This window comes from Ruegeria sp. BG10, from assembly GCF_056538575.1.
Genome location: NZ_JBQFTI010000002.1, coordinates 292788 through 314097 on the forward strand (window position 1 = coordinate 292788; position 21310 = coordinate 314097).

The window sequence follows — 21310 nt, forward strand, 5'->3', positions numbered from 1 at the left end:
CCTCAGCCCTCCTGCACCTTGTGCCAGGGCGCAAAGGCCGTGGCGGTTTTCGGCAGCACCGGTGCAAATTCCGGGAAGTGCCGCAACAGCAAGGATTTCATGCCGTTTTGCGCGACCCAGTCCATGCCGAGCTGCGTATAGATTTCAGGCCGGAAATCGGTGGTCAGGAACCGATCTGACTGCAACCGGCGCGATGCCATCAGGACAAAGACCCGGAACGCGGTATCCGAGAACCCGAACCCGTCTGGCGGGGTTTCCCCCAACAGGCCAATCACGGTATCGACTTTATCGATGTCTCCGTAGAGTTCCTTCAGTATCCGGTTTGTTTCGGGGCTTGCGGTCAGATCGTCCCACTCGGTCACCGGCGGCATATGCAGGCCCTTGCGGAATTCGTTATAGCGCGGAACGCGACGGGCGCGGGTGCGCACGATGTCCACCACCGAAAGGTCGATCAACTCGCCAAACCGTTCGAAATTCTGCAGGGATTTCGGAAAATTGTGCAACGTAATTGCGCCGGGATGCGCGATCCCTTGTGAATAGAGGCAGTCGCGCAGTCCCAGATTGCGCAACTGCTCATCCGTCTGTTCGCCCTGAATCTCAAGAAATCCGTGGCGTGCCTTTTCATGGCCCGTGGCGAAATCATAGAAGATATAGTCGTCCGGGATCAGAGGATGCATCCGGTAGACGGTCGCAAACTCTTCGGTCAGGGCATAGCGCGCGGTGTGGTGATCCGGTTCCGTTTCGGGAATGCCTTTAAGCGCGTGCACCTCCGTCAGCCAGATGCCCAGCCGTGTCAGCCAGGATTTCGGCGGACCGTACCAGTTGGTCTTCATGCCGATATCCAGCGCCTCGGTTCCCAATACGGCCGGGGTCCATTCGACGGTATGGATTTTGGCAATCAGGGCGGACACGATCAGGCGCGCGGTCTGGTACACCCGTTCCTCATCCATATTCGGATAGGCGTTTTGCAACGCGTCACACAACACATTGTGTTCGCGGGCGAACAAAGTGTGCAGCGTCGACAGGCCCAGCCACCAGCTTTCATTGAACCCGGTCAATTCGAACCCATTGGTGTTCAGCGGCAGGTAGCCTTCTTTCGTCAGCTTGAGTTTCGGCCCGTCGCGCAGTTTTCTGGCGGCTTCGGAATTGACACCGTAAACCTGCGAGCCGTCCCACCAGTGCGAATTCTCATTGGCAAACAGGAAAGGATCGTCCGCGCCCTGCTTGGGAATGTTGCCTGCAATCCGCATGTTGCGTTCGGGGTCGCCACCAGGCCGGTTCTTCCATTCAGGATAGCCGTCCGGGATCGGGACGACATCATCGTCTTCGTCCAGCTTGCGGCGTTCATGAGCGACCCAGTCGTGAACCTGAAACTGAATCCACGAAGCGGCCAGGATGTTTAGGATTTTGGCCGGGATGAAGGCCTGACGGTCCATCAGTTTGCGCGCAACCTCGATCGGGTTCGGACTATCTCCGGGCTGCACCTGCGGTGGCATATTGCGCCCGAACGTGGCGCCTGCAGCACCCATCTTGGGATCGGACAGGTCGTTATAGCTGCCGTCATGGGTGCGGAACACGCGATGTTCGGGCGAGGGTTCGGGTGGCACGGACCGGGCGCTGGGAACGGTTTCTTCGGGGTCCGTGTCGATCAGGTTCTTTTGCCGCAGATCGTACCGCAGCGCATCCAGATTGAGAAGCTGCACCAGCAGAAACGGAATCCGGTGCCATGGCACGCGTCGGTTCACTGCCCGCAGTATGGATCGGGCGGCCGTGCCGAATATCCGGTTCTGAAGGGGCGGTGGCGGTGCCTTGAACCGCTTGCCCTGTCGATGGGAGGCAGACGCGTCATAAGCGGCCTTGCGCGCCCGGTTCAGATTTCCCAGCGGGCGAAAATCCTCTGTCGTATTCCAGGGGTTGAACCCCATGGATTCGATGTCCAGCGCCTCAGACAATGCGTCGGGCGTGGATAGATCGCGTTGCGGCAGAACCAGTTCCGCAACCTTGATCGGCGGGCTGACCAGTTCGTCCCATTCATGGGCCGCATCCTCGATCGGGGTCTGGTCCTCGGACACAAACCGCTGCACGAAAAGGTCGAATACGACATCTCCGTTTGCCTGGCGTGCCGCGTATTCCGCCGACAGCCGGGCGGCACCAGCATAGGTCCCCGAAACGCCTGCTGCGTCTTTTGCCGGCTTGAAGGTATAGCGCACCGCTTCGTTGCCCCAGGCGATTGCGCCGCGGCTCCAGTAGCTTTCCAGCGCTACGCTGTCACAGACCCGCAGCGCCGTCTGCACATTGCCCAGCATGCGTCGGGTCTCGGCAAATCCCAGCACAAAACACAGGCGCACCAGCCCGATCAGTTTGGAAAGCCGCCCGCCTGATACGGCGTGGGCAAACACCACGAATTGCCGGGCGTTCCGGGCGTGCGGCACCGGGAAGTTTGTAGCCAGCAGGTCGTGATCGATACCGTCGGCTTCCGTTACGCGCACGGCCAGCCCGCGCAGATCCTTGTCCTCATCGGATTGGGTTTGCGAGGATGCGTTCGAAAACCGTACGATTGCCGGGTACGTGCTGCCGGGCCGGGCAAATCCAACCTGCAGATCATCCGGCAGGTCATCAGCGAACCGCAATTTTGCGCCCTTGAAGGCCGCGATGGGCTTTTTGTGAAACGCCCGGTCAACCTGGCGCGCGCCGCCTGCTGCCATGGACTTCAGCTGCGCGGCCATCATCATTTCGGCAAGTGCCTTGGTTTCCTTCAGTTCAGCCTCGGGCGACCCGCCCACGTATTCCTCTCGCCACTTGCGCAGGGGTTCCGAGCTGCCGTCCATGGGGGCCTCCTCTTCGCTACAATCCAAACCGCGTGCGTATGCCATTCCAGATCGCGGCCAGAACGCCTTCGGGATGAGGCGAGTAGTTGGGCAAAGCCAATCGTGTGATCCTCGCATCGATGAGGGATGGCCGACCACTTGCCAGGGCCGCGGCAAACGCCTGCTCAAACTCGTCCAGCTGGTTGGCGACATAGCCGTCGGCGCCACAGGCGCGGGCATAGGCGGCATAGTCGGGGTTGTCGAATTCGACCAGTCCGGTCTTGAAGAAGGCAGATAGCTGGTAAAGCTTGATCAGCTTGAACTCGCGGTCGTTGAAAATGACCCAGACCACGGGAATGTTGTATTGCACCGCAGTCATCAGTTCGAAACCGCTCATCAGATACGAGCCATCGCCAACCGCGGCGACAACGGGACGGTGCATTTCCGCATATTTCGCGCCGATCGCTCCGCAAACACCGATGCCCATCGGCCCGTACGTCCCCGGCTTGCGGAAGTTCTGACCCTCTTTGAGTTCCAGGTAATACCCGGCCCAAGCGGCATGAGCACCGGCATCCGCCAGCACGACCCCGCCTGGCGGCAGCAACTGCGAAATCTTTTGTACCATTTCGCCCGGATGCAGCTGTTTCTGCGGCGAAATGATAAAACGTTCGTCGTAGTCCTTTGGCCGGTAATCGCGCTGGGGCACCGGTCCGATCACCGCGTCGAGGCGTTCATACAGGCCCTGCAAGGCTTGCCGCGCGTCCCCGAGGATCACGTGATCCGCCTTGTAAAACTTGTCGAACTCACCCGCATCCACGTTGATATGGATCAGCGTCTTGTCGTCAAACAGCCCGTCGAAAAAGTCGAAAGTCGCGTGCTGCGCGAAAGAGTTGCCAACCGCCAGCACCACATCCGCGTCCGAGAACAATTCCCACGCCGCCTTGTGCCCTGAATCGCAATAGAGCCCGATCGCAAGCGGGTTTTCCTCGGCGACGATACCCTTGCCGTCCATCGTCGTAAGCAAAGGAATCTGGAACCGTTCGACGAACGACTTGGTGATGTCGTTGGCCCCGGAAAGGATCGCGCCGAAACCGGCCAGCATAACCACGGTCTTGTCTGCCTTGATCGCCTGTTCAAGCACGCCCGACACCCTGTCCAGGGCATCAGGTTCGGGCGTTACACCGGTTTGGGGTTGGCTCAGCGGCCGGAAATTTGTCACTTCGACCTTCGGATCGGTGATGTCCTCGGCGATCGCAACATGCACCGGGCCGGGCCGTCCCTCAAAAGCGATGTCGATCGCCTTTTGCAGCGTGTCGATCAGGTCATCCGGGTCGGTGACCAGAAAATCCGCAGGCTCGCCGGTTTCCGGGTCTTTCTTGGTGGCGGCGCGGAACATCATCCGCGAATCCGGCGTACGCGCCAGCCCGGATGTTTCGTTCAACCCGCCACGCCCCTGCCACGCAACCGTCGAATAGCCGCTGATCGCCAGTAACGGATAGCTGTCGGTCAAAGCCACACACATGCCCGAAATCAGGTTGAACGCGCCCGGTCCGGCCGTGGCGAAACACACACCCAGCTTGCCGGTGAACATTGCGTGCCCACAGGCCATAAAGGATGCACCCTGTTCATTCTTTGCGATTATGGGTCGGATTTTTTCCGATGCGTCCAGGGCAAGCATCATCCCCGCGGCGTTTTCGCCGGCCCCGCCATATGCAGCATCAACCCCAATAGTTTCGAGAGCGGCAACAACCGCGTCGTAAACCCGCATCTAATGCCATCCAATAAAAGGTCTCAACAATAACCGCCGATGATAACAGAAATTGCCGATTTTAGAAACAGTCTGGGAGTCAACTCGCGCCTAAGTAGTGCAGTGGCCGAAAAAATCGGTCTACTAAACCGCCTTCGCGCGCCTGACACCGGCGGCTCTGGCAAGAACAGGACTGTCGTACATCTGTCGCTGATTGGCTATCTGGGCTGTGTCGCAAAATTTGGAGTTAAAGTCGATGCGAATGCGGATTCCGGAGTTTTTCGCGGGATGACCGCACAACTCTCAACAGGTGGATTATGAAACTCTCGCCGCGAATTGCGTGTCTGCGGCATCAGGATACATTATTGCGGTTTCGCCATCAGCGACAGGTTCTTGCAGGTATTTAATTTTGAACCCGGCTTCTCGGATCATGCAAACCCAGTCGCTAAGTGGTCGGTGAAATCTTGGGACTTCGAAGGGCGCATGGAGTTCCTTCTCCGCGGCCGGCACCGCTCCAAAACTCCAAGTTTCGATGTCACCGTTTGTTCACTTGAAATGGTCAGCTACTTCGATCGCATACACCTCGCCATTGGCATGCCTCAGAGTTTTCCGGGTTGGCGCCGAACGGATATCCATTCTCAAGTCCTGCGGTCTGATCACCAGCCCGGCTTGTGTGGTCTTATCCGCTGCGGATGAGTTCCGGGAAAAGACAACACGGCCGAACCAGCTCTGGCAGACCGACTTCACTTATCTCAAGATCATCGGTTGGGGCTGGTTGTACCTCAGCACGATCCTGGGGGATTACAGCCGATACATCATCGACTGGAGGCTTTGAGTGACGATGAAGACCGAGGATGTGACCGATATACATTGGTCCTCGCATTGCGGGCCTCAGGCTGTGGTCAGGTAACGGTCCTGCACAAACCACGCCTGCCCAGCGACATCAGGCAGAAGATCGATGCCATTGTCGATCATTACAATCACCGATGCTATCACGAGAGCCTGCAAAACCTCACGCCCGCTGACGTCTACTTCGGTCGGGGTCAGACTATTTTGGAACAACGAGAAAGGATCACACGAAAAACTATCGAAACCCGGCGCTTGCTTCAACGCAAATCCGCCGCATATTCACGCGTACCAGACGAACCACACACTCTCTTAGTACAGGCAGTCATCTGTTCCAAAACCCCTAAAGACGGACAGTTTCCCGCCAAACGTACAATGCGATTACGGTCCGCGGGGAAGTTGGGTTGCCTCGGATGGGTGGCATACCGCCACCGGACCAGTTGTTCCTCTGACGATGCGCTCCAATTCGCAGCAGATTCTAAAAGGCTCCGGATCGTCCGAGGTAATGTAGTCGGTGAACCTTTCGCCGGCGAGTTTTCCTATGGTTTCTGCCGGGATGCGAATAGTGGTGAGCCCTGGCTCAACATCCGCTGATCCTTTGAAATCTCCTATGCCGATGATGGACAGATCATCGGGAACCTTCAGTCCAAGACACTGGGCAGCATACAAAGCGCCCTGCGCAATGACGTCATTTCCGCACAGCAGAGCCGTAGGACGAGAGCCTTCAGTCAAAAGGGACATGGCTGCCTGCTTGGCCTGAGATACACTGTATGGGGCCTCGTACTCATGCTCACTCGGAACGGATATACCCCATTCGTCAAGCACGTCATGCACGGCGGAAAGCCGGTTTTGGGCCCTGTCATTGCCGGTGGTTTTGGGAAAGATCAGTCCAATGTCACGGTGTTCCAGGGCCAGCAGGTGCTCTGCCGCAAGGCGCCCTGCCAAGCGATTGTCAGCCCCGACACACGGTAGGAGTGAATCTTCCGAGTAGTTCCATATGGCAAGCGCAGGTGTTCTCTGCTGCTCGATCAGCCGGGCGGTGGCCTCGGAATGTTCCAATCCCACCAGCGCTACTCCATCCACGCGATGCTCTAACAGCTTGCGGACCATCGCGTATTCACGATCGAGATCATAGCTATGCGACGCAAGTAACAGACTGAATCCGGCTGTGTCGATGGAATCCGAAAAGGCCTGAATGACTTCGGCAAAAATGGCGTGGTTGATCGTAGGGACAACAAGGCCAATTGTACCAGAGCGTTTGCCATGCATCGTCTGCGCCGCCCGGTTTCGGATATACCCCAACCTTTGCACTGCCCGATTGATCTTTTTCCGAGTCGCGGGGCTGACCAAATTCGGGTGATTGAAGGTGCGTGATACTGTGGACGGTGACACTTTGGCGGCCTTTGCAACTGCTACAATATCCACCTTATCCTTTTGATAATCAGCCATAATATTCTTCCATTTGGTCGAACTTATGAAAACATTTGCAATACTATTTTCATCGCCTAACCTGATTTGTCAACAAAAGTAAAAGTGTGACCCGACGGGTTGGGAGGCCCTGAATGGAATTCATTTATTACTTCGGAGATGTGTTCACGCCGCTGTCGTTTTTGCTGCTGTTGGGCGGCACGATCGGAGGGTTGATCCTGGGCGCGACGCCCGGTCTGTCACCCACGATGGCGGTTGCTCTGCTGATCCCGTTCACCTTCCAACTTGAAGCGGCGCAGGGGCTGATCCTGCTGGGCGCCGCCTATACCTCAACCGTGGCGGGCGGTGCAGTCAGTGCCATTTTGCTCAAGATTCCCGGCGCGCCGGCCAACATTGCGACGACGTTGGACGGGCACACCATGGCCAAGCAGGGTCAGGGTGCGCGGGCGCTGCAACTGTCGTTTCTGGCCTCGGCTGTGGGTGGCATCTTTGGCGTGCTGTTGTTGATCTTTCTGACCCCGGTTCTGGCCAAATGGGCGTTGGCGTTCGGTCCCTCGCACCTGTTCTGGCTGGCCATTCTGGGCGTGACGGTGATCGGGACGCTGGACTCCGCTTCGGTGGTCAAAGGTTTGCTGTCGGGCTGTATCGGGTTGTGGCTGGCGACCATCGGGTTTGACGACATTATGGGGGCGCAGCGCTTTATCTTTCACCCGGCCTTGGGCGGGGGCATCAACATCATTGCCGCGCTGATTGGTTTGTTTGCGATCCCTCAGGTGCTGACGATGTTTGCAAAGGGTCGCCACAACACGGGTGCCGAGGTCATCGAAGTTCAGCGCCATTCGATCCTGGCGGCGTTTCGAGAGCTGTTCCGCCGTACCCGCGCGCTCAGCATCGGAACACTGACTGGTTCGATCATCGGACTGATCCCGGGTGTTGGTGGGCAGATTGCCGGGCTGGTTGCCTATGATCAGACCAAGAAGCTTTCGGCAGAGAAGGACAAGTTCGGCACAGGGCATTCCGAAGGCGTGATTGCCGCGGAATCCGCCAATAACGCGATGGTCGGCCCGTCGCTGGTACCGTTGCTGACACTGTCGATCCCGGGCAGCCCAACTGCTGCCGTTCTGCTTGGCGGGTTGCTGATCCACGGGATTTTTCCGGGCTCGGATCTGTTCGACAATCACCCGGACGTGGCGTGGACCTTCATCAACTCCATGCTGATCGGGCAGGTCTTGATGTGCATTTTCGGGCTCTATGTGGCCGGTCTGGCCGCGCGCGTCGCGCAGGTGCCGCAATCGGTCATGGCGGCCATCGTTCTGGCCCTGTCGGTCTTTGGAGCCTATTCGGTTCAGGGCTCGATGGGTGATGTCTATGTCATGGCGTGCCTGGGCATTGGCATGTTCTTTCTGGAACGTTTCGGCTTTTCTGCCGCGCCGCTTGTTCTGGGTCTGATCCTTGGACCCATCGCCGAGGCCAACTTCATTCAAGGCGGGATGATCGCTGACGCGACCGTGGGCAAGGCGTCGTATTTTCTGACCGGCGGACTGAACCTGCTGCTGATCGCGGTGGTGCTGGCCTCTGTTGCCTACTCGGTCTGGATGGAACTGCGCCACCGTCGCTACACCACCAAAGAGGAGGCACAGGCATGAACCGCTCACAGCATGTTTTCGGGTCCGGTCTGGTTTTTGCAGTGGGCCTTTGGGTGACCTGGGTCAGCTATACACAGCAACCTGCCGAGGCGTTCCTGTTCCCGCGCCTTATCGCATCGGTCTTCGTGGTTTTGGCCGGGTGGACCTTCGGCAAAGCGATCATGGGATTGTCCAAAGTCGGGAACGGTGTGACACGCACGATGTTTGTAAACATGCTGCCGGGGCTGATCATTACGCTGATCTACGTCTTCTGGGCGGCAAAGTCGCTGGGCTTTTACACGGCGACGGCAATCGCGTTTTTCATTCTGCTGTCGACTTACGATCCGGCCCCGCATTCCGAAACAAAAACCTGGGTCAAGCGCGGCGTCATCACGGCGATCTTTGTGGCGGTGATGTACGGCCTCTTTGCCAAGCTTCTGAACGTCTACACACCAAGGGAAATTCTGTTCTGACCGCACAGAGGATGCGGGTGAACCAAAATAGGGAGGAAACGCAAATGAAACGAATTATTGCTGGCGCGGCATTAGTCCTTATGAGCCTGACAAACGCGGCTCTGGCCGAGGAATACCCCGAGCGACCGATCATGATGATGGTCAGCTATGGCGCGGGTGGTGCGACCGACTTTCAGGCGCGGATTGTCACCATGACGTCTGGAAACGAGGATGCGCTGGGGATGCCCATTGCCATCATCAACAAACCCGGCGCCGGCGGGCGCGTAGGCTGGAACTGGTTCGCAACCCAGGCTGACGCAGATGGCTACACACTGGCTGCTTACAACGTGCCGCACTTCATTGCCCAGTCGATCAAGGGTGGGGTCGAGTATTCGGCTGACAGCTTTGAACCCATTGCCAACTGGGGTGCGGACCCCGCGGTATTTGTTGTTGGTGCGGATAGCCCGTTCAATTCGATGGAAGATGTCGTTGCGTATGCCAAGGAAAACCCCGGCAAGCTTACGGTGTCCGGCGCTGGCCTTTTTGTGGGTCACCACATCGCGGCGCTGCAGATCGACAAGGCTGCGGGCACCAAGATGGCCTATATCCCGACCAAAGGTGGCGGGGCCGCGGCCATGAAGGCGGTAATTGCCGGTGAAGTTTTGGGCGGTATCAACAATCTGTCGGATGCATTCCGCGCTCAAGAGGCGGGCAACGTCAAAATCCTTGGTGTCGCAGATCTTGAGCGTAACGCGTTCCTGCCGGATGTTCCGACGATGATGGAACAGGGACTGGACGTCGACAATTCGTCGGTCAACTTCCGGGGTGTGATGGTGCCCAAGGGGACTCCGACCGAGGTGATTGAGAAATTGGCGGCAACGGTACCTGCGATGTTCGGCAACGACCGTGTGGCCAAAAAGATGGAGGCTGGCGGATCACCCATGCACATCATGACGCGCGATGAGGTGATCGAGATGTGGGCGCAACGCCAGCAAACACTGAACGAACTGCTGGCAGGGCTCTGATCTGACCAACCTTTCCGGGGCGGAGCCGGTCCGCCCCGAATTAACAATCGAGGACCAAGATGAACGCTCAGGACGGGATTTCCCCAGAAATCGCTGAAGTAGATCGTATCGTTGCACGCGCGCGGACCGCTCAAAGAGCCTATGAGAATTGCGGCAGCCAGGCACTGTATGACAAAGCGGCGCTGGCGGCGGGCTGGGCCATCATGGAACCTGCCCGCAATCGGACCCTGGCCGAGATTGCGGTGGAAACGACCGGTCTGGGCAATGTGCCCGACAAGATCACAAAGAACCACCGCAAGACACTCGGCCTGCTGCGTGACATAGCCGGCGCGAAAACCTACGGCATCATCAGTGACGACCCGACAACCGGTATCACCGAGATTGCCCGTCCTATCGGCGTGATTGGCGCGGTTGTGCCGTCGACCAACCCTGCCGCAACGCCCGCAAACAACATCATCAATGCGCTCAAAGGCGGCAACTCCATCGTTGTGGCACCGTCGCCCAAAGGCGTGGCGTCTTGCGAGTTGCTAGTCAGCTATATCCACTCTGAATTCGACAAGCTGGGGCTGGATCGTGATCTGGTTCAAATGATCCCCGCGCCGGGCTCAAAAGCCAGGACACAACGGCTGATGGAAACTGTTGACCGGGTGATCTGCACCGGCAGTCAAAACAACGTCCATCGTGCGCAATCCTGCGGTACGCCGGCCGTGGCGGTTGGTGCCGGCAATGTCACTGTGATTGTAGATGAGACCGCCGACTTGCAGGCAGCGGCGGCCAAGATCACCGCCTCGAAGTGTTTTGACAACGCAACATCCTGCTCATCGGAAAATGCTCTGGTCGTGGTGGACGCCGTCTATGACGCCTTTGCCGCCGCGATGACCACTGAAGGCGGCGCCCTGGTGCCGTCTTACGAAGCAAGTGCCATCATCACCAGGCTTTGGCCCGATGGTCATCTCAACCGTTCAGCCATAGCGCAGGATGCCGACAAAATGCTCGAAGCCCTGGGGATGGCAGGCAAGGTACCTGAAGGGACCAGGTTTCTGGCGGTCGAAACCGAGGGCATAGGCCCGGATCACCCGTTATCCGGTGAAAAACTCAGCCGGGTATTGGCGCTCTACCGTGCAGCGGATTTTGAAGAGGCCAAGGCCATCGCCACGCGCATCCTGAAGCATCAGGGAGCCGGGCATTCGGTCGGCATTCATACGGATGACGACACTCGTGCGATTGGGTTGGGATGCGACCTGCCCACCTGTCGGGTCATCGTAAACCAGGCACATACCTTTGCCACTGGCGGCAGTTTTACAAATGGCATGCCCTTTTCACTCTCGATGGGCTGCGGCAGCTGGGGCGGGAATTCCATCGACACCAACCTGCATTGGCGGCATTTCGTCCAGACCACCAAGATCGTGCGTGAAATACCTCTGCGAGAACCCGCGCTGGAAGAGATTTTCGGCGACTACTGGTCGGAGGCCGGCCAATGATGGATCCGCCCACAGGAACCGTCCGCGACTGGCTGGATCACCGAGCAAGTCAGGGGGGAACCGGGTTCGTTTTCCCGGACGGGGCGCCGGATCTGAGCTGGCGAGAACTGCGCGAGACGGCCCGCCGTGTTGCGGTCATGTTAACCGGAAAGGGTGTGGCAAAAGGCGAAAGCGTTGCGATCCTCTACCCCAATTGCCGTGAGGCGCTTGAGGTTTTGTTCGGCGTTCTCTACGGCGGATTTCGCGCAACGATGATTAACCTTGTCGCGGGCGACAGCGCCGTCGCCTATGCGTTGGAACACAGTGGTGCTCGCTACGGTTTTGTGCATTCCGGACAAACGGAATTGTTCGAACGCACAGCCGATCCCAACAACATCACCCGGTTGCAAGTTACTGATGCGGCTGATGCCGAAGGTGAACTGCATAACATCTCGTCCAATAGCCATGCGCTGTTGATGTACACGTCGGGAACGACCGGTCGCCCCAAGGGTGTGGTCCACACGCATTCCAGCCTGCTGGCAGGTGGCTGGACGACAACAGTAGCGCACGAGTTGACCGAGGTTGATCGCGGGTTTTGCGTATTGCCGATTTATCACATCAACGGGCTGTGCGTGACAGTTATGGGCACGCTTGTGTCCGGGGGATCGTTGGCCATGTGCGAACGATTTTCTGCCAGCCGGTTCTGGGACAATCTGGGTAAGGTTCAGGCGACCTGGTTTTCGGTTGTACCAACCATCATTTCTCACTTGCTGCACTCGGATGCCACGCCGGATGCCCATGTCTGCCAGCGCGTGCGTTTTGGTCGCTCCGCATCTTCGGCATTGGCACCGGACGTGCAGCGGGCCTTCGAAGACCGTTTCGAAATTGCCATCGTGGAAACGATGGGATTGACCGAAACCGCAGCACAAATCCTGTCCAATCCCCTGCCTCCGGGCGTTCGCAAGATTGGGTCCCCTGGCATCCCTTACGGAAACGAGGCAGCCATTTTCGACGCGAACCTGCGCCCTGTTCCGCACGGAACGGAAGGCGAACTGGTCATTCGCGGACCGAATGTGATGCTGGAATACCTCAATAACCCCGACGCCACCGCAGGCACGTTTAGCTCCGACGGATGGTTGCGAACAGGCGATCTGGCACGGATGGATGAGGACGGATACGTGTTCGTCACCGGGCGGCTGAAAGAGCTAATCATCAAGGGTGGTGAAAATATTGCGCCGCGCGAAATTGACGAGGCGCTTTATTCTCATCCCGACGTTGTCGAAGCCGCAGCTTTCGCACGTCCCTGCGACAGCTACGGTGAAACTGTTGAAGCCGCTGTCAAAATTCGAGAAGGTTCCGAGTTGACTTCTCAGGACTTGTCGGAGATTTGCCAGACCCACTTGGGCCATTTCAAGTCGCCCGACAAAGTTCATATCTTGCTGGATCTTCCGAAGGGACCGTCGGGGAAAATTCAAAGAAACAGAATACTTGAGATCGTCAGTGAGAAGGCTGAAGCCCGAAAGATTTAAAATCAACGACTATTCAGTTAACCTCCGTCCGCTTTCTGTGCGATGAAAGGGGAAGAACAGCCCCGTTTCAACAGGTGCTGCATTTTGCAAGACTGACTGTTGTTTGAAACGCTCCACCGGGCAAGTTTCACGGCATCATCCTTTCCGGCACAACTGAAAGAACGTGTCAAAAAATGGCGGCACGAGGCCGCCATAAGTTCCAACAGGGAGGGTGGTATCATTACTTGCTGTTGGGCACGACCAGCGTTGGGATCGTTGATCGCCTGAGAACCCGTTTTACAACAGTCCCGATAAACGTGTGGCCGGTGCCTTGTTCGTGGGTACCCATCACAATCAGCTGACATTGCAGTTCCATTGCGCGCTGCAAGATCATTTCAGCGGAATGGCCGTCAACCAGCTCGACTGATCCAACGGCTTGATAGGCATCCTTGTCGTCGTCAGACAGTGAGCTTAAAAAGTCCTTCTGATTTTTCTTAAGCAACTGCTTCACTGAATTATGCCTTTCGCCGATTGCCTTCGCGCGGGATTCATCATCCTGCAAGAACATCTGCAGCGTGACGATGGCGTCCTGTGACAGAGGTTCGGTCACGTGCAAGACGTGAACTTTTGCTCCATGGGCGCGCGCAATCGACAGGGCGTAGCGCAGCGCGTTGTCAGAGTTCCGGGACAAGTCAGTTGCGAACAGAATATCTTTGATTTCAGGTAGCATTAGGAAATCCTTTCCGTTCCAACGATCAGTAGCCCATCACGCGTGGCAACCACAGCGCGATCTCCGGGAAGAACGCAATGATGAAAATCGCGACTGTGTTGATGGCGGCAAAAGGCAGGGCCGCCACCGATATCCGTTCTATTGAGATGTTGGATATACCCGATGCGATAAACAGGTTCTCACCAAGCGGCGGCGTTTGAAAGCCGATACCCAGGGTACAGACCATAACGACACCAAAGTGAATCGGATCGATCCCCATGCTGTAAGCCACCGGCAGCATCACCGGCACCAGGATCAGGATGGTGGCCAGTGTCTCCATGAACATGCCAACGAAGAGCAGGAAGAAAATGACCAATGTCCAAATCACATAAATGTTGTCAGTGATCGACAGCATGCCATCCGCGATCACCGCCGGGATCTGGTTTTCAACCAAAAGGCGGCCAAACACGGTGGCAGTGAACATGATCAGCAGAACACGCCCGGTCAGCCAGGTGGTGGTTTCCAACGAGGTGAACAGCTTCTCCCATGTCAGTTCGCGGTAGATGAACGCGCCGACAACCAAAGTATAGAAAATCGCAACGATCGCGGCTTCGGTTGGCGTGAAGAACCCGGAATAGATACCGCCGAGGATCACGACCGGAGCCATGAGGGCCCAGAAACCTCTGTACATTTCGCACCAAATCTCACGCACAGACCATCCTTCGGCTGAACCTCTGTAGCCGCGTTTCCTGGCTAGAAAATAGTTCATAGTCAGCAGGCTGCCTGCGATCAGGAAGGCGGGCATGAACCCGGCGATAAACAGTTTCGGGATCGAAACGGTCTGGAACTGACCATGTTCGGCTACCGCTTCGGGTGGTGCAGGCATACCCAAAGCCGCAATTCCGAAGATGATCAACGGGATTGAAGGCGGGATCACGATACCCAGTCCACCCGACGATGCGGTGATTGCAGATGAAAAGCTGCGGCTATAACCGCGTTCGATCATCGCCGGTATCATGAGCATGCCTACGGCGGCCGTTGTCGCCGGGCCCGAACCCGAGATCGCGCCAAAGAACAGGCAGGCGAAGACGGTTGCGGCTGACATGCCGCCAGTGAAAGGGCCGGCAAAGCTCTCCGCGACATTTATCAGCCTTCGGGAAAGACCTGAGGCTTCCATTAACGCCCCAGCCAGAATGAAGGCCGGCAAGGCCATCAACGGGAACGATCCCACGGAAGTGAAGGCGATCTGGACGAATTTGATCGGGTTTTCGCCCAGGTAAAGGAATGTGAGCAGGGTTGAGACACCCAGAGCAACTGTGATCGGTGCGCCGATAAACAGCAGCAGCAAAAATGCTCCAAACAGGAGGAGTACGATTTCGGATCCCACTATTTCTTCTCCTGATCTTGAGTAATTGAGTCGAGATCGATTTCGGTGGCGCCGGTTTCGGCGCGCACTTCATCAAGGTCGATAGCATCGGGATCGGCCAGATCCTCATCAAGGATGATCTTTTTGTAGTTCACCTGAAGGATGCGGATCGTCATCAGCGTGAAGGCGATGGGCAGAACGATATAGACCCAGCTGAGATGGAACCCCAATGTCTGAGAAGACTGGAAACGGTTCATTCTGTTGAAGATGAAATCAATCGCCAGGTAGATGAAGTAGACGTTGAAAAACAGCCAGAAAAGATCCGCGAATGCTTCGATGAACTTGATCGCACGCGGTGGCAGGAATTTGAACTGGAATGTTACCCGGTTATGGGCATTCATTTTGGCCGCGTAGCTGGCCCCGAAGAAGACGAACCAGACAAACATATAGACCGAAAGCTCTTCGACCCAGGAAAAGGAAAAATTGAAGAGAGTTCGGACGACGACCTGCAAGAACAGAAGGCAGACAAACAGCGCAAGGAGAGTGCGGCAAATGTAGCTTTCTATATTATTGAGTATACCCCAGAATTTTGTCATTGGCCCCTCGCTGTTTTGAGGAAAGCGCCCAAAGGCGCTTTCCATTTGTTGCTACCGGAAGATTATTCCGAGACAGGGTCGCGACCAATAGCGGCCAACACTTCGTTCAGCTTTTCGACGCCGCCGATGCTATCGTAAAACTTCGGCCATACGGCTGCGGTTGCCAGGTCGATGAACTCTTGTTCGTTATTCTCCGGATCATCGATCTGCATCCCCTTGTCGAGCAGGATTTGCTTGATCTCAGCTTCCTTGTCGCGCAGGAACTGGGCCGACGCTGCGGTGGCTGCCTTACCGGCTTCCAGTACGATGGCCTGATCCTCGGGTGACAGGTCTTGGAACACCTGCTCGGAAATGATCAGCGGTTCGATCGAGAAGATGTAACGAATATTCGTGACGTACTTCTGTACTTCGTAGAACTTCATCGCGTTGATGGTGGTGTAGGGGTTGTCCTGACCATCCACAACTTTAGTTTGCAGACCGGCAAAGGTTTCCGACCATGCCATCGGCGTCGGGCTGATGCCCCAGGCCTTGTATGTGTCGATCATGATCTCGTTCTTGGGAACGCGTATGACCAGACCTTCAAGATCCGCAACCGATTTGACCGGCTTCTTTGAGTTCGTGAGGCGGCGGAACCCAGTATAGGTCCAGGCGATGATACGAACACCCGCGTCATTGATGGTGTTCTCGGTCAGTTCCTGGCCAATAGGACCCTGGGTCAGCGTTTCTGCATCTTCCAGGCTAAGAATAACGTAAGGCAGGGTGAAAACGCCGACGGTGGGCGAGAACGGTGTCACATTGTTGATTGCCAGCAGCGACATATCCAGCGTACCGATGGCCGCATCGTTGACAGTGTCTTGCTCCGAGCCAAGCTGGCCGTTTAGGAACAATGTCGCTGTATGCTTTCCGCCCGACAGTTCTTCAAGGGCATTTTTGAAACCCAAACCGGTTGCTTCCTGGCTGGAGCCGCCGCTGTCGCCAACCGCGATCTTGAAGTTCTTCGCAAATGCCGGAGCCGCGAATGTCAACGCGGCAACCGACGCCGCAACTGTCGCAGCCGATAGTGTTTTGAACATTTTCATGAATAGGTTCTCCCTTTGTTTTTCTTAGCCTTGGCAGAAATGCCCCGGCTGCCGTGTCGCTTACGGACGCCGATCATTGTACGGGTTATAGTTTGCGGAAAGGTCGCAGTTAATACAAAGTTATTGACCCATGGTTCGATAAATTGGAAACTTTAACATGGCCAAGAAACATGCCTTACATCGGGTATCTGACGCAGATATTCGGCTCCTGAATATCTTCAAGACTGTTGTGGCGTGCGGTGGTTTCACCGCTGCCGAATTCGAGCTGAACATTGGCCGCTCAACAATCAGCAAACACATTTCCGACCTGGAAACCCGTTTAAAACTGAAACTGTGTCACCGAGGCCCGGCGGGATTTTCACTTACGTCTGACGGGCAGCATGTCCTTGAATCATCGGAGATCCTTTTTGCCTCCATCGACAAGTTTCAGGAACAGATCGCTGAAGCGCGAACGGAACTGACTGGCAAGCTTAAGATCGCTTTCTTCGATCATTCTTCTTCGAACCCGATGGCAAATGTATATGGCGCAATTCAAATGTTCCGCGACAAGGCGCCGGGCGTCACGCTGGACATTTCGATGGAACCGCCAAACATTATTGAAGAAGGTGTCATAAACGGCGGTTATAACCTGGGAATTGTACCTCTACATCGTCAATCACCGATGTTGACTTACACGCATCTCTATACAGAAGATATGCTGCTGTTTTGTGGCCGGGGTCATGAGCTGTTTGAACACCAAAACTATGAGTTCAACATCAAAGAGCTGAGACGCCACTCATTTGCGGGGCTGAGTATCAACTCGCCCAACATGGCGGTGCATCAAAAGTTAAAGTTGCGAAAGTCCGCCTTTGTGCAAAATGAAGAGGCATTGGCCCTTCTGATATTGTCGGGCCGCTATCTCGGGTTCTTGCCAACCCACACAGCCCGTCCCTTCCTGGAAACCGATCTGGTTCGAGTAATAAATTGTAAGGTTGCAAGGTTTTCTACCACCATGGCAGCAATCGTGCGGAAAAGCGCCTCCGAAGGTCGGCGGTTGAATTTATTCCTTGATTGCTTAACAAACTCTCATTGCAACATTGAATAGTCTTCAAAGCGTATGACCGGATTGGGTTTGTATTTGACTGGTCTCACTCAATTAGGGTCGGGATGCATTGATTTTGCTTCGCTGCGTGATTCTCGGCTCCCAAACCGGTGCCGTGACATGAGAGCCCATTATTGGCTAGCCGACGATTAGTTCGCGAAGCTCGCCCCTTTCTTCCCGAAGTCGCATGGCATGCCTCGGGTTTGTGATAAACGGGTGTTGAGCGGGATTATCTTTGTCAATCGCAATGGGTTGCGCTGGCGAAACCTTCCCAGGGAATACGGACCACACAAGACGTTCTACAGCCGGTGGAAGCGTTGGAACGAGAAAGGTACTCCGCCCGGATATTGACCGGCCTGACTACCAAGCACGGCGAACGGAAGACGATCATGATTGACGCGACCTTTCTCAAGGCGCACAGCAGTGCGACCATTATGGCCGCGAAAAGGGGGGTGTGGAGGCCTGATCGGTCAATCCAAGGTCGGCATGAATACTAAACTGCACGCTATCTGTGATAGACGAGGTCGTCCGCTCAGCCTCTTCGCTACCACCAGACGGGTTCCGAGATGCGTTGAAAGACAAAGGGATACGCGCCCGCATCCCCGGCCAAAAGCAGCGTAAAACACCGGTCAAAAACGACAAGCGCAGATTCAAGCGCCGCAACCGCATCGAGATTGTGTTCGGAATGCTGAAGGACTGGCGGCACGGCGCAACCCGATACGACAGGTACCCAAAAAGGCTTCCTATCAGCAATCGCACTTGTCGCAACTATAATATACTGGGTATGAATCCTGACCCTGGCAGGCGGATGCGCCCTTCGGTCACTAAACGACGCAGAACTTTATTGAAAGCTTGCGTGTTGATGAACTCAGAGGGCTTTTGGTGCTTGATGGCCGAATGAACCGGGTCGCATTCGATCTTTACGTCGAGACGAAACTGGCACGGACCTTGCGTCCAAGCGAAACCGCTTCCAGAATACCGAGTCTCGACCGATCTACTTTTCCCGTTACGCCGCCTCTTGCCTCTATGTGCGCGCGGCTTCGAACGCCGCCCATGCTTTTTCAAAGGTGTCGATATCGAACCCTGACGCGCGGGCGGGATCCAGGATCAATTTTTCGGTTTCAAGCAGCTTGACGATCGCCTGTTCAAGCTCGTTTACCACCTCGGGCGGGATCACCAGAGCGCCATGCCGGTCGGCATGCAAAAGGTCACCGTCCTTAATCGACAGGCCGAAGATTGTCACCGGAGTTCCAACCTCTTTCACGTGCACGAACCCGTGGCTTGGCCCGACAGATCCGGCCACCACCGGGAATCCGTCCGGCAGGTCGTCGAGGTCCCGCATCACGCCATTGGTCAGCGCGCCGCTGATGCCAAAGCCCTTGTGGACGGTCGTATTGATCTCACCCCAATAGGCGCCTATGCAGTCGGGGTAATCCGTGTCTTCCACCACGGTCACGGCCGGACCTGTGCCTTCGGCCATGTGTCGATAGTAATCCATACGGCGCGCTCGGATCACGTCAGGTGCCTCGGTCGGCGGGTTCACGGCAGCAATCTTCGCGGTACGGGCATGTCCCACCATCGCGCCCGCATCGGGATCAGAGCACAGCATTGTACCCCGGGTAAAATCATTGAACCCGCGCTTGCCCTGGGCGACTTCGATTGCGTTGCAAACAGTCGGCGTGTCGACCTTTTTCAGCAGGTCCAGCAGGGATTGTTTCATATCGTCTCCAGCCAGCGGGCCAGAGCCGCCGTGGTTTGTTGCGGTTGTTCCAGAGTCGGCAGATGGCCGGCGTTTTCGACGATCTCCAACCGGCTCTGCGGCATCAGATCGTGCATCAATTCATGCCTTGAGACGGGGCACAGTGCATCGTCGCGCCCACACAGAACCAGTGCCGCGCCGGTAAAGTCCCGCAGGGTATTGCTCTGATCAGGGCGATCACGCAGAGCTTTGGACTGATTGATGAAAACCTCCGGCCCAAGATCCATGGCCATATCCATGCACAAATCCAGAATGGCGGCGCGACGTGGGCCGTCGGTCAGGTAGTTCGGTTTCATCTCTTCTGCCATGACCTTGCGTAGGTTGCCACGTCCGACCGCATCGATCTGAGGGCCGCGCCTGGCTTTGACCTCGCCCAATTCAGCAAGCGGGTTCGTGTCCATCAACGCCAGACCAGCCACACGGTCCGGGGCCTGACGCAGGATTTCCATCCCCACGATACCACCCATTGAGAGCCCCGCCAGAGCAAAGCGTTCGGGCGCATAGGCCAACACATCGGCCGCCAGCGCCTGCATCGTTTCATGGCCTCCGATTGGTGCGCACAGGATCGGGTACTTGCCTGACATAGCGTCGATCTGCGGGGTGAACAACCGCGCATCGCACATCATTCCGGGCAGGAGGATAAGCGGCGTCATTTGACCAGGGCAGCCCCTTCGGCAAGCGCGCCCAACTTGGCATAGGCGATGTCCGGATCTACCGCACCAAAGCCGGCAAAGGTGCCAAAGCCGCAATCTGATCCGGCGATAACACGTTCGGTGCCGACGATGTTCGTAAACCGCTCAACACGCTGCGCTATCAATTCCGGGTGTTCGACAAAATTGGTCGTGGTGTCGACCACGCCGGGAACCAGTACCTTGTCATCCGGAATTTCTTCCTTGCGATCCCGGAACACCGTCCATTCATGCGCGTGTCGCGGGTTCGAAGTTTCGAACAAAATATAGCGAGATTTGGTGGACATCAGCGTAGGAAACACCTTGTCCATGCCGATATCACAGCAATGCGGACCCTCGTAATTGCCCCAGCAAATGTGAACGCGCACCTTGTTCGCGGGCACATCCTTCAACGCGTGGTTCAGCGCCTCGACATGCATGTCGGCGATTTTCACGAACTCATCGTCGGACAGATCGGTGAACAGCATGTGGCGCGACAAGGCAAGATCCGGGCAATCCAGCTGCAAATCCAGACCCGCACCAACGATGGTCTCATATTCTTCTTTCATCGCGTCGGCCAGCGCGGCCAAATAGGCCTCACGCGTTGGGTAGAAATCATTTTGCAGAAAGAGGGAAATCACCCCGGGACTGGCGGCGTTCATAAATCCGCGTTGGACCCCGTGGTCGGCCATCGCGGCCTTGAGATTGTCTATGTCCATCTGCAATTCGCCCTGCCCTTTCGAGCGCACCTCGCCCACGCACATGGGCCGCGCGTATTGCGGCGTTCCGCCGTCATCCGCCAAACGTTGCAGAAAGCCCGGAAACATCTTGAGGTCCGCCGGCGCGTTACGCGGGCTGTCACCGGCAAAGCCGGTATAGCGGTCCTTCACATAAGTGGCATAGGAGATTTTTGAGGTCTCACCGTCCGAGACGATATCAACCCCGGCCTCGGTCTGTTTTCGCACTGTCTCAGACACGGCAGCGGTCATGCAGGCATCAAATGCAGCCTGATCGAACGGCTCCTCCCGCTCGCGCGCGAAGATGAAGTCAACGACCTCCTGACTGCGCGGCAGGCTTCCCACGTGAGTGGTTAAAATGCGGGTCATGTCTTTATCTCCCTTCAAGTCTTGTTCCTGCACCGGACCGGATATCCG

16 protein-coding genes and 2 pseudogenes are annotated in these 21310 nt (G+C 56.5%); 8 read left to right on the top strand and 10 right to left on the bottom strand.

Annotation, left to right across the window (positions count from 1 at the left end):
- Positions 1-2: 2 nt before the first annotated feature.
- Together ACR0D8_RS12415 and ACR0D8_RS12420 are read right to left on the bottom strand one after the other, a co-directional pair.
- Entirely contained in the window at positions 3-2828 is a 2826-nt protein-coding gene (locus ACR0D8_RS12415) for a peroxidase family protein (protein WP_480646827.1), read from the bottom strand.
- Between the two features lie 16 nt (positions 2829-2844).
- Positions 2845-4575, bottom strand: coding sequence for a thiamine pyrophosphate-binding protein (locus ACR0D8_RS12420; protein WP_480646829.1), 1731 nt, complete (start codon positions 4573-4575; stop codon positions 2845-2847).
- Positions 4576-5188: 613 nt separating this feature from the next.
- Between ACR0D8_RS12420 and ACR0D8_RS12425 the strand changes: the two are divergent.
- Positions 5189-5679, top strand: a pseudogene (locus ACR0D8_RS12425) (DDE-type integrase/transposase/recombinase); the annotation flags it as partial.
- 102 nt (positions 5680-5781) lie between these two features.
- Here ACR0D8_RS12425 and ACR0D8_RS12430 read toward each other — a convergent pair.
- Positions 5782-6849: a LacI family DNA-binding transcriptional regulator gene (locus ACR0D8_RS12430; RefSeq protein WP_480646831.1), complete on the bottom strand. Its 1068-nt coding sequence runs from the start codon at positions 6847-6849 to the stop codon at positions 5782-5784.
- 113 nt (positions 6850-6962) lie between these two features.
- Here ACR0D8_RS12430 and ACR0D8_RS12435 point away from each other — a divergent pair, with 113 nt between their 5' ends.
- The 5 genes from ACR0D8_RS12435 to ACR0D8_RS12455 are packed head-to-tail and all read left to right on the top strand — an operon-like array spanning position 6963 to position 12919.
- Positions 6963-8474, top strand: a complete 1512-nt coding sequence (locus ACR0D8_RS12435) for a tripartite tricarboxylate transporter permease (protein WP_480646833.1) — start codon at positions 6963-6965, stop codon at positions 8472-8474.
- On the top strand, positions 8471-8926 hold the full coding sequence (locus ACR0D8_RS12440) for a tripartite tricarboxylate transporter TctB family protein (RefSeq protein ID WP_480646834.1): 456 nt from the start codon (positions 8471-8473) through the stop codon (positions 8924-8926). Before ACR0D8_RS12435 ends, ACR0D8_RS12440 begins: the two co-directional genes overlap by 4 nt.
- 44 nt (positions 8927-8970) lie before the next feature.
- Positions 8971-9930 (top strand): Bug family tripartite tricarboxylate transporter substrate binding protein, encoded by a 960-nt coding sequence (locus ACR0D8_RS12445; protein ID WP_480646836.1) that lies wholly within the window; start codon positions 8971-8973, stop codon positions 9928-9930.
- Positions 9931-9989: 59 nt separating this feature from the next.
- Entirely contained in the window at positions 9990-11411 is a 1422-nt protein-coding gene (sauS, locus tag ACR0D8_RS12450; RefSeq protein ID WP_480646838.1) for an acylating sulfoacetaldehyde dehydrogenase, read from the top strand.
- Complete coding sequence (locus ACR0D8_RS12455) at positions 11408-12919, top strand: class I adenylate-forming enzyme family protein (RefSeq protein WP_480646840.1); 1512 nt, start codon at positions 11408-11410, stop codon at positions 12917-12919. The genes sauS and ACR0D8_RS12455 overlap by 4 nt, the downstream gene beginning before the upstream one ends.
- Positions 12920-13139: 220 nt before the next feature.
- Here ACR0D8_RS12455 and ACR0D8_RS12460 read toward each other — a convergent pair whose 3' ends face one another.
- The 4 genes from ACR0D8_RS12460 to ACR0D8_RS12475 all read right to left on the bottom strand — a co-directional run bounded on the left by ACR0D8_RS12460 (position 13140) and on the right by ACR0D8_RS12475 (position 16648).
- Complete coding sequence (locus ACR0D8_RS12460; RefSeq protein ID WP_480646842.1) at positions 13140-13628, bottom strand: universal stress protein; 489 nt, start codon at positions 13626-13628, stop codon at positions 13140-13142.
- Positions 13629-13653: 25 nt separating this feature from the next.
- Positions 13654-14994, bottom strand: coding sequence for a TRAP transporter large permease (locus tag ACR0D8_RS12465; RefSeq protein WP_475164535.1), 1341 nt, complete (start codon positions 14992-14994; stop codon positions 13654-13656).
- The gene (locus ACR0D8_RS12470; RefSeq protein ID WP_475164809.1) at positions 14994-15569 is read right to left on the bottom strand and encodes a TRAP transporter small permease; all 576 of its coding nucleotides are present in this window, start codon (positions 15567-15569) and stop codon (positions 14994-14996) included. Before ACR0D8_RS12470 ends, ACR0D8_RS12465 begins: the two co-directional genes overlap by 1 nt.
- A 62-nt stretch (positions 15570-15631) precedes the next feature.
- Positions 15632-16648: a TRAP transporter substrate-binding protein gene (locus tag ACR0D8_RS12475; protein WP_480646844.1), complete on the bottom strand. Its 1017-nt coding sequence runs from the start codon at positions 16646-16648 to the stop codon at positions 15632-15634.
- Positions 16649-16805: 157 nt separating this feature from the next.
- Between ACR0D8_RS12475 and ACR0D8_RS12480 the strand changes: the two genes are divergently transcribed.
- Complete coding sequence (locus ACR0D8_RS12480; RefSeq protein ID WP_475164530.1) at positions 16806-17732, top strand: LysR family transcriptional regulator; 927 nt, start codon at positions 16806-16808, stop codon at positions 17730-17732.
- Positions 17733-17849: 117 nt separating this feature from the next.
- Positions 17850-18517, top strand: a pseudogene (locus ACR0D8_RS12485) (IS5 family transposase).
- A gap of 236 nt (positions 18518-18753) precedes the next feature.
- Here ACR0D8_RS12485 and ACR0D8_RS12490 read toward each other — a convergent pair.
- Genes ACR0D8_RS12490 through ACR0D8_RS12500 form a run of 3 tightly spaced genes read right to left on the bottom strand, consistent with a single transcriptional unit; the run spans position 18754 to position 21262 of the window.
- The gene (locus tag ACR0D8_RS12490; protein ID WP_480646846.1) at positions 18754-19449 is read right to left on the bottom strand and encodes an RraA family protein; all 696 of its coding nucleotides are present in this window, start codon (positions 19447-19449) and stop codon (positions 18754-18756) included.
- Positions 19446-20141 (bottom strand): alpha/beta fold hydrolase, encoded by a 696-nt coding sequence (locus ACR0D8_RS12495; protein ID WP_480646848.1) that lies wholly within the window; start codon positions 20139-20141, stop codon positions 19446-19448. Before ACR0D8_RS12495 ends, ACR0D8_RS12490 begins: the two co-directional genes overlap by 4 nt.
- A complete protein-coding gene (locus ACR0D8_RS12500; protein ID WP_480646850.1) occupies positions 20138-21262 on the bottom strand; it encodes a cobalamin-independent methionine synthase II family protein in 1125 nt (374 codons plus the stop codon). Before ACR0D8_RS12500 ends, ACR0D8_RS12495 begins: the two co-directional genes overlap by 4 nt.
- Positions 21263-21310 lie beyond the last annotated feature (48 nt).